This is a genomic window from Cryobacterium shii, from assembly GCF_004402595.1.
GTDB classification, from domain to species: Bacteria; Actinomycetota; Actinomycetes; order Actinomycetales; family Microbacteriaceae; genus Cryobacterium; species Cryobacterium shii.
The window spans coordinates 1-11,242 of sequence record NZ_SOFY01000031.1 but is presented as its reverse complement, the minus strand read 5'-3'; the positions used below and the strand labels follow the sequence as shown (position 1 = coordinate 11,242).

12 protein-coding genes are annotated in these 11,242 nt (G+C 70.2%); 2 read left to right on the top strand and 10 right to left on the bottom strand.

Annotation, left to right across the window (positions count from 1 at the left end; genetic code table 11):
• Window positions 1-68: 68 nt before the first annotated feature.
• The 6 genes from E3O49_RS06585 to E3O49_RS06560 form a co-directional block, all read right to left on the bottom strand.
• On the bottom strand, window positions 69-1,082 hold the full coding sequence (locus E3O49_RS06585) for a F510_1955 family glycosylhydrolase (RefSeq protein WP_134402799.1): 1,014 nt from the start codon (window positions 1,080-1,082) through the stop codon (window positions 69-71).
• A gap of 12 nt (window positions 1,083-1,094) precedes the next feature.
• Window positions 1,095-1,694: a DUF305 domain-containing protein gene (locus E3O49_RS06580; protein ID WP_134364998.1), complete on the bottom strand. Its 600-nt coding sequence runs from the start codon at window positions 1,692-1,694 to the stop codon at window positions 1,095-1,097.
• A 93-nt stretch (window positions 1,695-1,787) separates the two neighbouring features.
• A complete protein-coding gene (locus tag E3O49_RS06575) occupies window positions 1,788-2,243 on the bottom strand; it encodes a hypothetical protein (protein WP_134364997.1) in 456 nt (151 codons plus the stop codon).
• 121 nt (window positions 2,244-2,364) lie between these two features.
• Window positions 2,365-2,823, bottom strand: coding sequence for a hypothetical protein (locus tag E3O49_RS06570; RefSeq protein ID WP_134364996.1), 459 nt, complete (start codon window positions 2,821-2,823; stop codon window positions 2,365-2,367).
• Between the two features lie 183 nt (window positions 2,824-3,006).
• Window positions 3,007-3,564 (bottom strand): gluconokinase, encoded by a 558-nt coding sequence (locus E3O49_RS06565; protein ID WP_134365002.1) that lies wholly within the window; start codon window positions 3,562-3,564, stop codon window positions 3,007-3,009.
• Between the two features lie 34 nt (window positions 3,565-3,598).
• Window positions 3,599-4,990 (bottom strand): GntP family permease, encoded by a 1,392-nt coding sequence (locus E3O49_RS06560; RefSeq protein ID WP_134451179.1) that lies wholly within the window; start codon window positions 4,988-4,990, stop codon window positions 3,599-3,601.
• 171 nt (window positions 4,991-5,161) lie between these two features.
• Between E3O49_RS06560 and E3O49_RS06555 the strand changes: the two genes are divergently transcribed.
• On the top strand, window positions 5,162-5,899 hold the full coding sequence (locus E3O49_RS06555) for a FadR/GntR family transcriptional regulator (protein ID WP_134364994.1): 738 nt from the start codon (window positions 5,162-5,164) through the stop codon (window positions 5,897-5,899).
• Window positions 5,900-5,917: 18 nt separating this feature from the next.
• Here the strand turns inward: E3O49_RS06555 and E3O49_RS06550 are convergent, their stop codons facing one another.
• Window positions 5,918-7,204, bottom strand: a complete 1,287-nt coding sequence (locus E3O49_RS06550) for an ATP-binding protein (protein WP_134364993.1) — start codon at window positions 7,202-7,204, stop codon at window positions 5,918-5,920.
• Between the two features lie 192 nt (window positions 7,205-7,396).
• The gene (locus E3O49_RS06545) at window positions 7,397-10,021 is read right to left on the bottom strand and encodes an excinuclease ABC subunit UvrA (RefSeq protein ID WP_134434469.1); all 2,625 of its coding nucleotides are present in this window, start codon (window positions 10,019-10,021) and stop codon (window positions 7,397-7,399) included.
• A 357-nt stretch (window positions 10,022-10,378) separates the two neighbouring features.
• On the opposite strand from E3O49_RS06545, the gene E3O49_RS16515 reads away from it, so the two are divergent.
• Entirely contained in the window at window positions 10,379-10,546 is a 168-nt protein-coding gene (locus E3O49_RS16515; protein WP_160141038.1) for a hypothetical protein, read from the top strand.
• 27 nt (window positions 10,547-10,573) lie between these two features.
• Here the strand turns inward: E3O49_RS16515 and E3O49_RS06540 are convergent, their stop codons facing one another.
• Window positions 10,574-10,834 carry a Txe/YoeB family addiction module toxin gene (locus E3O49_RS06540; protein WP_134404399.1) on the bottom strand — a complete coding sequence of 87 codons (261 nt, stop codon included), beginning with the start codon at window positions 10,832-10,834 and terminating at the stop codon, window positions 10,574-10,576.
• On the bottom strand, window positions 10,831-11,242 hold a 412-nt coding region (locus tag E3O49_RS19110), incomplete at its 5' end, for a type II toxin-antitoxin system Phd/YefM family antitoxin (RefSeq protein ID WP_370262047.1). The genes E3O49_RS06540 and E3O49_RS19110, both read right to left, overlap by 4 nt.

Below are 11,242 nucleotides of genomic sequence, written 5' to 3'. Positions count from 1 at the left end.
CTCGTCCGCAGTCCTGGATTCGTCACTCTGAGTATGCCCCCGGGGGTAATGTTCTCCACCGGTCGCGCCTAAGCCCGGCTCGGCACGAGAACGGTCCATGTGCGTCCGTAGTCGTCGCTGGCGACAACGCCGCGCTGGTCCGCGGCGAGGATCCACGGCGAGGAACCGCCGACGAAGCTCAGCGCTTCCGGCGTGCCGTCGGCCTGCCCGTCACGAGCCCAGGGTCCGGCCGCGGCCGCCTGGTGCCAGAGCCGGCCGTCCGGGTCGACGCCCACGAGCCCGCCGCCCGCCGCGGCGTCGACCACGTCGATCAGCACGAGGGTCGGCGCATCCGTCATCGGGGCGAACGTGCGCCCCGCGTCGTCGCTCACGGCCAGGCCGTCGGCCGTGGTCGCGAACACCCGGTCGGGGTTCGCGGGGTCGGCGGCCAGGTCCCGCAGCGCCAGCGTGGCTCCGGCCGCCCAGGTGGCGCCGTCGTCGTCGCTGACCGCGACGGTCCCGTCGGCGGCGTCATAGCCGAAGATCCGCAGGGCCCCACTGGCCAGGGGCACCGCGTCGAGGTCATGGAAGTCGGTCTGTCCGGCCAGCGAGACGGATGCCCAGTTCGCCGCCGCATCCGCACTGGATACCAGCCCGAGGTTCGGCCCGGTGAGGGCGGACTTCTGCCCCGGGTCCGGATGCCCCGAGGCCAGCAGCAGCCCGGAGGGCGCCACCGTGAAGCCCATGGCGTCGAAGACGGGACCCTCGGTGCGGGTCAGCGCGGTGGCGCCGGAGCGCGGGGCCCCCGCCAGGTAACTGTCCGGGAGGGCCCCGGTGGGAATGACCCAGACCCCCTCGTGCGTCCCGGCGTAGGTCTGCCCGGTGGCCGGGTCGGCGCCGAGGCCGTGGATGTGCTCGAAAGCGGCGGCGGCAGTGGAGGGAGCGGTGGCGGTTGCCGGGGCATCCGTGCCGGGGGCGCAGCCGGCCAGCAGGACCGCGAGGCCGGCCGTGACCACGGCGGTGCCCGTCTGGCGGATGGCTTGGGGGCGGATGGCGCGGTGGCGAATGGCGCGGGGGCGGATGCCGCCGGTGCGTTCGGTCATGGTGCCCGGCCCTTACAGCGCGGCGAGGAGGTCGGTCATCGCGGCGACCTCATCGGTCTGCGACGCGACGATCGCCTTCGCGAGGGCCTGGGCGTCGGCGTTCTCGCCGTCGTCCACCTCGGTCTGGGCCATGGCGATCGCACCCTCGTGGTGACCGATCATCAGCTCGAGGAAGACCCGGTCGGCGTCGGCGCCGGAGGCGTTGCCGAGCGTCATCATGTCGGCATCGCTCATCATGCCGTCGGTGCCGTGGTCCATGTCGGACATGCCGCCGGCGTCGGCGCCCCAGGCGGTCAGCCAGGCGGTCAGCTGGTCGATCTCGGGCTCCTGGGCGGCCTTGATCTGCGTGGCCAGGTCGACGACGCGCGGGTCGGCGCCGTGCTTGGCCAGCAGGTCGTCGCTCATCGTGACGGCCTGTTCGTGGTGCGGGATCATCATCCGGGCGAATGCGACGTCCGCCGGGTTGAAGGCGGCGGAGGAGGCAGCCGGGGTGCTGCCGGCGCCGGGCCCGGTGGCGGTCGTCGCACCGCCGCAGGCGCTCAGGGTGAGGGCGGCGGCGACCGCGACGGTGGCGAGCAGAGAAGAGCGGATGGTGCGGGAAGTTCTGAGCATTGTTCGTCCATTCATCGATGAAGAGTGAGAAACCGGACGCCGAGGGGACGGCGAAGCCGCGCAGCCGGGAAGGTGCGCGGGCGGGGTCTCGGTCTACACGCGGCTGATGGAGAGCAGGGTGAGGCTGGGACGGTGCAGGTGCAGGGGGATGGCCCGGAACGAGCCGACGACGAAGCCGCCCGCCTCGAGCAGGCGCTGGAAGAGAGACGGGCGACGGGCCAGCACGACAACGGCGGCGAGTGCGAGCAGGATGGAGCAGGTCATCGCGAGCATGGCGCCGCCGGACGCCCCGACGGGTGCGGCAGCCACGTCGGCAGCGACGTCGGCGACTGCGCTCTGGGCGGCCGCGACGTGGGCAGCCGCGCTGTGCACGGCCGTCATCGACGACGACGAGGCGACGGCCGGCATGTCGTGCCCGGCTCCGTGGCCGGCGGAGTGCACCGCGAGCAGGCAGAGCAGCATGGCGGCCAGGGTGAGCGCCGCCAGGATCACGGGCCGGACGGCACTCGCCCGGGGGCGGGTCGTGCGCGCGTCGAGAGTGCGGGTCATTCCTGCCTCCGTTCCGGCATCCGTCGGGCGCTTTGCCTCACGCGGTCACGTCAGGCGGGTGAATCTCAGCGTACGCGCTCGAGGCCGCGGCCCGGTGCCGTCGGTGCCCGTCCGGCGCGGCTCAGTGCCGGGTGCGGGTGAGCAGGGCCGCTGCGGCCTGCCACACGACGAAGGCTTCGACCAGGAGGGAGAGGAGTCCGAGAGGCTCCAGCCAGTTGCCGATGTCATCCATCGCCCCGGGCATTCCGACGGTGCGATTGACGACGAATCCGGCGATCACGAGCACCGAGAGTGATGCGGCGGCCGCGAAGTCGCGGCGGGAACCCACCACGAACAGCCTTTCGGCGATGACGAGCGCGGTCACGACGAGACCGATGTAGGCCACGGCGAGATAGGGCGTTTCGGCGAATTTGCCGGGCAGGTCCAGAACGTGGATGGCCGCGAGCACGGTGAGGGAGAGCCCCACCACGATCCTCCGGATCGGCAGCTGCTGGGAGTGTGCCGGGAGTGCCGGCCCGGCGGCCGGGTGCCGGTGATCTGTCGAGAGTGGCATCTGTGTGCCGTGAACGGTGGTTGTCATCAGTACGCCTCCATGGGGTCGATCCCCGCGAGGTCGATGCTGGCATACCGGGGGTGCCGATCAGGCCGGTCATAGCTCGCTGATAGGGCACTCGGAGCGGAAGGTCAGAAACCAGGCTCCGCCGGCGGGAGCACGCGACGGTCCCCGCGGCCGTGACCGCGGGGACCGTCGTTGTTGCGGGTGCTACCCCTGGGCCGGCGCCGCAGCGCGCGGCACCGAGGACTTGCCCGGCTCCGCCGCGCCGAGGGTCGAGGACCCGGCCCGGGGGGTGAGCCCGAGTCGCCGCACGATCTCCGCGGCCTCCTCGGCCGGGGCGCGGCCGGCGTCGATCGTGATGGCGCGCTCGTCGGCGTCGGGCGCCTCGAGCGTGGCGACCTGCGAGTCGAGCAGCGAGGCCGGCATGTAGTGGTCGTGACGGGTGGCGAGGCGCCGCCCGATCAGTTCCGTCGACCCGGCCAGGTGCACGAAGACCACGTTGTGCTCACGCAGCACGTCGCGGTAGCGGCGCTTGAGCGCGGAGCAGGTGATGATGCCCGGCACGTCGGCCATGGTGTGCTCGATGATCCAGGAGGAGACCGTGTCGAGCCAGGGCGCGCGGTCCTCGTCGTTCAGGGCGTGGCCGGCGGACATCTTGTCGATGTTCTCCTGCGGATGCAGGTCGTCGCCTTCCTCGAGGTCCCAGCCGAGCTGGCCGGCGAGGAGCCCGGCCACGGTGGACTTGCCCGACCCGGAGATGCCCATGATCACGAGCACCGGTTGCGCTCTCGCGAACACGTTAGATCACGATGTTCAGGAGCAGGACGCCGGCGAGGCCGGTGACGGAGATGAGGCATTCCATCACGGTCCAGGTCTTCAGGTTCTGCCCGACGGTGGTGCCGAGGTATTCCTTGACGAGCCAGAACCCCGCGTCGTTGACGTGGGAGAGGAACAGCGAACCCGCGCCGATGGCCAGAACCATCAGGGAGACATCCGTGCCGCCCAGGCTGGCCGCGACGGGGGCGAGAATGCCGGCGGCGGTGACGGTGGCGACCGTCGCCGAACCGGTGGCCACGCGGATCAGCGCGGCGACGAACCAGGCCAGGAGGAGCACCGAGATGCTGCTGCCGGCCACGGCGTCGGCGATGACGGTACCGATCCCGGTGTCGATCAGAACCTGCTTGAACCCGCCGCCGGCGCCCACGATCAGCAGGATGCCGGCGATGGGGGGCAGGGAATCGGAGAGCGACTTGGCGACCGCGGAGCGGTCCATGCCGCCGCCGCGACCGAAGACGATCATCGCGTAGATGACGGCGATGCCGAGCGCGATCATCGGGGTGCCGAGGAAGTCGAGGGTGGCGTTCAGCGGCGAGGTGGAGCCCGGGTTGACCGCGTCGGCGATCGAGCGGGCGAGCATCAGCACGACGGGGAGGAGGATGCCCGAGATGGTGATCAGGAAGCTCGGGCGCTTGGCGTTCTCGCCCAGGCCCTGTTCCTCGTTGGTCAGGAACAGCTGCGGCACGGGCACGGAGACCCACTTGCTGGCGAACTTGCTGAAGACCGGGCCGGCGATGATGACGGTCGGGATGGCGATCAGCACGCCGATGGCGAGGGTGAGTCCGAGGTTCGCGCCCAGCGTGGTCACGGCCACGAGGGGCCCGGGGTGCGGCGGCACGAGGCCGTGCATGACCGACAGGCCGGCGAGGGCGGGGATGGCGATCCGGATCAGGGAGAGTCCGCTGCGGCGGGCGACCAGGATGATCACCGGGATGAGCAGCACGAGACCGACCTCGAAGAACATCGGCAGGCCGATCAGGCCGCCGATCAGGGCCATGGTCCACGGCAGGGTGCGCGCACTCGAGCGGGTCACCAGGGAGTCGACGATGCGGTCGGCTCCGCCGGAGTCGGCGAGCAGCTTGCCGAACATGGCGCCGAAACCGACCAGGATGCCGACGCCCGCCATGGTGGCGCCGAAGCCGGTGCTGAAGCTGGTCACGGCGGCGGCCGGAGCGAGCCCGGCTCCGACGCCCACGCCCACGGCGCCGATCGAGAGGGCGAGGAACGGGTGCACTTTGAGCCAGGTGATCAGCACGATGATCACGGCGACGCCCACGAGGGCCGCGATGATGAGCTGCAGGTTGCTGCCGGCCGGTTCGATCGGAACCACCGGGACCGCAAGGGCGAAATTCATGTGAATATCCATTCCGAGGCGGCTTCTCTGCGACCCCATCGTCCAAATATCTGATTAATCAGATAATTGAGTGTGGCACAGGAATTACGTCGTCGTGACCAACGCCGCTACGATCGCGGGGGGACATCCGGCGGCGGGCCGCTCGCACGGGTCCCGGAGAGAGAAGTTGAGATGAACCGTGGGGCGGGCGCAGCATCCTGGCGTGAACGGGGCCTGCATGCTCGGGTGCTGAACGCCCTGGGCCAGCAGATCGTCGACGCCGCCTATGCGCCCGGCGACATCCTGAACCTCGACCAGATCATCGACGACTTCGCCGTCTCCCGCTCGGTGCTGCGGGAGGCGCTGCGGGTGCTCCAGTCGCTCGGGATGGTCGAGCCCCGGCAGCGGGTCGGAACGCAGGTGCTCCCGCGGGAATTCTGGGACCTGATGAACCCCCAGATCATCGGATGGCGCGGCCGGGGTCGCGGCGCCGAGTACTACACCCAGATGCGCGAGCTGCTCGAACTTCGGCTCGGAATCGAACCGGTCGCGGCCCGCCTCAGCGCCCGCCTGATGACGCAGGAACAGCTGGACGCCGTGCAGGCCGCGGCGGCGGCGATGATGGAGTCCAACCTGGCCGGCGAGGGACCGCGGTTTCTCGAGGCCGACGTCCGGTTCCACTCGCTGATCCTGATCGGGTCGGGCAACAGCGTGATGGCACACTTCGCCGGCACGGTGGCGGCGGTCCTCCGGACCCGGCAGGAAGAGAAGCGGTTCACCATCACCGAGTACACGCCGCCCTCGGCCCACCGGCACAACCAGCTGGCCGAGGCCCTAGTCGAGCGCGACGAGGATGCCGCCTACCGGTGGTCGTACGCCACGATCGAGGCCACCCTGGCCGAGTTCACCGAGGAATCCGCCGGCGCCTGAGCCGGCCGGGTCTTCGAGCTAGAGCCGCGCCAGCAGCTCGATGTCCTCGAGGAACTCGCTGGCCACCTGGGGCGACACGGTGGTGCGGGTGGACTGGATCGCCAGCAGGTAGTCGTCCGTGCCGGGGCCGCCGGGAGTCGACTCGTCCGCGCCTTCGAAGAGCGCTCGTTCGAGGGCCTCCTGCGAGGCGCGCCGGGCCGCGTATTCGATGTCCGCGGGGGAGAAGCCGTCGCTCGCCTCGACCAGCAGGTCAAGGTCGACCGTGCCGGCCGTGGCCGGGGGAACGTAGCGCTCCCAGATGGCCTGGCGCGCCGCGGCATCCGGAAGCCCGATCGGGATCACGTAATCGAAGCGGCCGTGCCGGAGGAAGGCGGAGTCGAGGGCGCGGATGAAGTTCGTGGCGCAGACCAGCAGGCGGCCGGGCTGTTCACGGAAGGCCGGGATGATCTTCAGCAGCTCGTTGGTCACGCCCTGCAGGGCCGAGGGCGGTTCGCCGCCGCGCTGGGCGGCGATCTCCTCGACCTCGTCGATGAAGACGACCGCGTGTTCCAGTTCGGAGATCTTCAGGAACGTCTCGCGCAGCGCTCCGGCGAGGCCCTTGGGGTCGGCGGCGAGCCGGGAGGGGAAGACCTCGACGAAGGGCCACTCCAGCCGGGAGGCGATCGCCTTCGCGAAGGTGGTCTTGCCCGTGCCGGGAGGGCCGAAGAGCACGACGGCCTTCGGCGGCACCACGCCGTACTGCTCGGCCATGTCGGGTTTCGCCAGCGGCATCACCAGTCGGCGTTCGAGCAGTTCCTTCTCGGTGCGCATGCCGCCGACGCCTTCCCAGAGGTCGCGGGCCAGGATGCGTCCGCCCAGCTCGGTGAGTGATCGCAGCTCCTCCCGCTGCACGGGAATGTGGCGCTCGAAGTAGCGCAGGTTCTTCTTGACCTCGAAGCCGCGCTTCACGAACGCGTCGACCCGGGTGGCCGTTTCCGGCATCAGCGCGGACAGTTTGGTCAGCCCGTGCCGGGACATCTTCTTCTCCAGGGCGGCCAGCAGGGCGGTGCCGATGCCTCGGCCCTGCTCCCGCTGTGCGGTGGCGAGGAAGACGACCCAGCCCTGCGCGTGGGCGGCCCGGCCGACGGCGGCGCCCACGACCTCGTCGCCCATCATGGCCACGACGGCGTCGTCCTTCTGGCAGGACGCCAGCACCTCGGACAATCCGTAGACGGGCTCCGTGCGGGCGGCTGTGATCTCTTCCCAGAGACGCAGGATGCCGTCCAGGTCGTCCGAGTGAAAGTCGCGGATCCGCCAACCGGTCATGAGAGCTCCTTTGCGCTGCAATGTCACTCCCAATCTATGGCACCCGCCGGGTCGGCCGGGCTGGCCCGGGCCCGGGGCCGGCCCGGGGCATCGAGCGGCACGGCGGCGCAGGTTATGCACGGCGGCGCAGGTTCCAGCCTGCGCCGCCCTGCATAACCTGCGCCGCGAGGCACTCCACGAGAACGGGAAGGGCTACCGGGCGGCCAGGCGGCGAGCCAGGTAGGGGGCCGTGCGACTGTGCGGATGCGCGGCGACCGTGGCCGGGGTCCCGGTCGCCACGATCCGGCCGCCCGCGTCGCCGCCGGCCGGGCCAAGATCGATGACCCAGTCCGCGGCGGCCACCACGTCGAGGTTGTGCTCGACGACGATCACCGTGTTACCGGCGTCGACCAGGCGGCCCAGCTGGGTCAGGAGCAGGCGGACATCCGCCGGGTGCAGGCCCGTGGTGGGCTCGTCGAGCAGGTAGAGCGTGTGCCCGCGGCGGGCCCGCTGCAGCTCAGTGGCGAGCTTGATGCGTTGCGCCTCGCCGCCCGAGAGCTCGGTTGCGGGCTGGCCGAGGCGCAGGTAGCCGAGGCCGACCTCCCGCAGGGTGGCCAGGCTGCGCGCTGCCGCGGGGATCCCGCTGAGGAAGGCCGCGGCCTCGTCGACGCTCTGCCCGAGCACCTCGGCGATGGTCTTCCCCTGGTAGGTGACGGCCAGGGTCTCCGGGTTGTAGCGCGAGCCGTGGCAGGCCGGGCAGGGTGCGTAGCTGCCGGGCAGGAAGAGCAGCCCGACGCTCACGGAGCCCTCGCCGGCGCAGGTCTCGCAGCGGCCGCCGGCCACATTGAACGAGAACCGGCCGGCGCCGAAGCCGAGGCTTCGCGCATCCTCGGTGGCCGCGAAGGCCGCCCGCACCGCGTCGAAGAGTCCGGTGTAGGTGGCCAGGTTGGACCGCGGGGTGCGGCCGATGGGCTTCTGGTCGACGCGCACCAGGCGGTGGACGGCGCCAAGACCCGTGATGCGGTCGACGGTGGCGCGGGGGCTGGAATCGGTGTCGGTGTCGGTGTCGTCGTCCTCGTCCTCCGTGCCCGACCCGGCCGTGCCGGGCTCGTCGGCCCCGGGATGGAGGGCGTGGCGAACGGCATCCGCCAGCACCTGGCTGACCAGGGTGGACTTGCCGGACCCGGAGACCCCGGTCACGGCGGTCAGCACCCCCAGCGGGAAGTCGGCGTCGAGGCCCTGCAGATTGTGCCGGGTGACCCCGTGCAGTCCCAGCCAGTTCTCGGGCACCCGCAGCGGTTCGGGTCCGTCGGCGGGTGCGGCCGCCTCGGCAGCGTCGGTTGCCGTGTCAACTTCCGCGTCGGCGGCCGCGTCGGCAGCGTCGGCCGGGAACAGGAACCGCCGGGTGACCGACGCCGGCACCTCGGCCAGCCCCGCGATCGGCCCGCTGTAGAGCACCCGGCCGCCGTCCGCGCCGGCCACCGGGCCGACGTCGACGACCCAGTCGGCGCGGCGCACGATGTCCATGTTGTGCTCGACGACGAAGACCGAGTTACCCGATGCCTTGAGCTGCTCGAGCACGAGCAGCAGCGGTTCGGCGTCGGCGGGATGCAGCCCGGCCGAGGGTTCGTCGAGAACGTAGATCACGCCGAAGAGGCCCGAGCGCAGCTGGGTCGCGATGCGCAGGCGCTGCATTTCGCCGGGGGAGAGGGTGGGGGTCGCGCGCCCGAGGCTCAGGTAGCCCAGTCCCAGTTCGAGCAGAACCTCGATGCGCCCGAGCAGGTCGCGGGTGAGGGTGACCCCGACCTCGGTGGCCTCGCCGGACGCGGCCGTGGGGCGGGCCGCATCGGCTCCGCGCAACTCGGCGGTCGGGCGGATGAGGTCGGCCAGCTCGGTCAGCGGCAGCCGGTTGAGCGCCGCGATCGAGTGCCCGGCGACGGTGACCAGCAGTGCGGCGGGGGTGAGACCGCTGCCGCCGCAGGTCGGGCATGGGCCGGATTCGACGAAGCGCAGCGCGCGCTCGCGCTGGCTCTGGCTCTTCGAATCGGCCAGAGTGTGCATGATGTAGCTGCGGGCGCTCCAGAACCGGCCCTGGTAGGGCTTGGCAACCCGGTCCCGCTGCGGCACGACCTCCACCACGGGCTGTTCCTCGGTGAAGAGGATCCAGTCGCGCGCCGCGCGCGGCAGGTCTCGCCAGACCGTGTCCACGTCGTAGCCCAGAACGGTGAGGATGTCCCGCAGGTTCTTGCCCTGCCAGGCGCCCGGCCAGGCGGCGATGGCGCCGTCACGGATGCTCAGGGTGACGTCCGGCACGAGGAGTGCCTCGGTCGCGGTGTGCGCCGTACCCAGACCGTGGCACCGGGGGCAGGCCCCAGCCACGGTGTTGGGGGAGAAGGAATCGGACTCGAGGCGCACGGCATCCGTCGGGTAGGTGCCGGCCCGGGAATAGAGCATGCGCAGCGAGTTCGAGAGCGTGGTGACGGTGCCGACGCTCGACCGGGAGCTCGGGGTTCCACGCCGCTGCTGCAGCGCGACGGCGGGCGGCAGTCCGGTGATCTCGTCGACGTCCGGGGTGTGCCCCTGCTGGATCAGGCGGCGGGCGTATGGGGCGACGGATTCCAGGAACCGGCGCTGCGCCTCCGCGAAAATGGTGCCGAAGGCGAGCGAGGACTTGCCGGAGCCGGAGACCCCGGTGAAGGCGACGATCGCGTCCCGGGGCACATCGACGTCGACGTCCTGGAGATTGTTCTCCCGGGCGCCCCGCACTCGGACGAAGCCGGTGACCGTGCTGCTGCGGGTGACGTCGGCGGATTCGGGGCTGGTGTGGGGCGGTTGCATTCGCACGACTCTAGCCCGGGCGTCTGGCAGATGCTCGGATGCGAGTCGGCGGCGCTATCATAGGGGGTGCGATCCCGTCCACTGATGGTGGTGGGTCGGTAACTCATCTCGATGCTCAACCGTGACAAATCCCGATGCAACCGTGTCAATCTCGATCGCCATTTCATATCATTGAACCAGGCTCAGCGGCGTGCCGTTCAAACCACGCTTGAGACTGAGAGACCCGATGGCCGATCCGACAAGTACGACAATCCACTACGTTTCGCTCCTGCGATGGGCAGCCCTGAAGCGTGAGTTCGCTTCTCGCCGCCCTGCTCCTCGCAGCAGCACTGACGGCGACCGAGACTAAGGGTTCCCGTGGCTGAGAATACCGAACCGACACCGGCCAACCAGGTCTCCCTGGTGCGCTGGGCCGAACTGAAACGCGCCTACGTGGCCCGCCTGCCCCGGAACCGGAGCGACTCGATCGCGCCGGTGACCGACGCGGACCTCGCCTCGACCGAGCAGAAGAAGTCGCAGGACTGAGTCACCGCCGACCTCTGTTTCGTGACCCTAGTTTCCGTAGTGGTATCGGCATCCCGCGATGCGGACTTCGTCGCCTTCGACCTTGTAGATGAGACGGTGCTCATCGGTAATACGGCGGAACCAGTGGCCGTGGAATCCGTGTTTCAACGGTTCGGGCTTTCCGATGCCCTCGTTTCCGTTTCGTGCGACGTCACGAAGGAGGGTGTTGATCCGTTTGAGGATCTTGCGGTCCTGGGACTGCCACCATTCATAGTCTTTCCCGGCATCCTCGTCCCAGACGAATTTCACTCGATCAGATCGTTCACGGTGCCCCGTCCGGACTCCAACCGTTCGATTGATCCGAGAAGACGTCGAGCGTTGGCCGGATTTCGCAGCAGATAGGCCGTCTCCTTGAGCGACTCGTATTCATCGAGGGAGACGATCACAACCGGCTCGTGCCCGGCGCGGGTGATGACGATTTCCTCACGATTATCGACAACCGCAGACAGCGTCTCGGCGCCAGTGTGGCCTGGCGCCCACGAGGGACTCAGAAAGGCGCGGGTTCGGGACCCGGCATCGGCAGAGATGCTGAGGCTGGTTTCGGCGGTGGTTGGGGTTCCACCGCACGGATGAACGTGGCCGGCTCGGTCACGAATGCGCGCCCGCTCGGCGAGGTCCACCTCAGGGTGCCGGCCTCCAGGTGTTTCACCGTCCACC

Excerpts from the sequence above, each read along its gene's own strand:
- E3O49_RS06585 (WP_134402799.1), bottom strand. The coding sequence starts at position 1,082 with ATGACCGAACGCACCGGCGGCATCCGCCCCCGCGCCATTCGCCACCGC.
- E3O49_RS06580 (WP_134364998.1), bottom strand. The coding sequence starts at position 1,694 with ATGCTCAGAACTTCCCGCACCATCCGCTCTTCTCTGCTCGCCACCGTC.
- E3O49_RS06575 (WP_134364997.1), bottom strand. The coding sequence starts at position 2,243 with ATGACCCGCACTCTCGACGCGCGCACGACCCGCCCCCGGGCGAGTGCC.
- E3O49_RS06570 (WP_134364996.1), bottom strand. The coding sequence starts at position 2,823 with ATGACAACCACCGTTCACGGCACACAGATGCCACTCTCGACAGATCAC.
- E3O49_RS06565 (WP_134365002.1), bottom strand. The coding sequence starts at position 3,564 with ATGGGCATCTCCGGGTCGGGCAAGTCCACCGTGGCCGGGCTCCTCGCC.
- E3O49_RS06560 (WP_134451179.1), bottom strand. The coding sequence starts at position 4,990 with ATGAATTTCGCCCTTGCGGTCCCGGTGGTTCCGATCGAACCGGCCGGC.
- E3O49_RS06555 (WP_134364994.1), top strand. The coding sequence starts at position 5,162 with ATGAACCGTGGGGCGGGCGCAGCATCCTGGCGTGAACGGGGCCTGCAT.
- E3O49_RS06550 (WP_134364993.1), bottom strand. The coding sequence starts at position 7,204 with ATGACCGGTTGGCGGATCCGCGACTTTCACTCGGACGACCTGGACGGC.
- E3O49_RS06545 (WP_134434469.1), bottom strand. The coding sequence starts at position 10,021 with ATGCAACCGCCCCACACCAGCCCCGAATCCGCCGACGTCACCCGCAGC.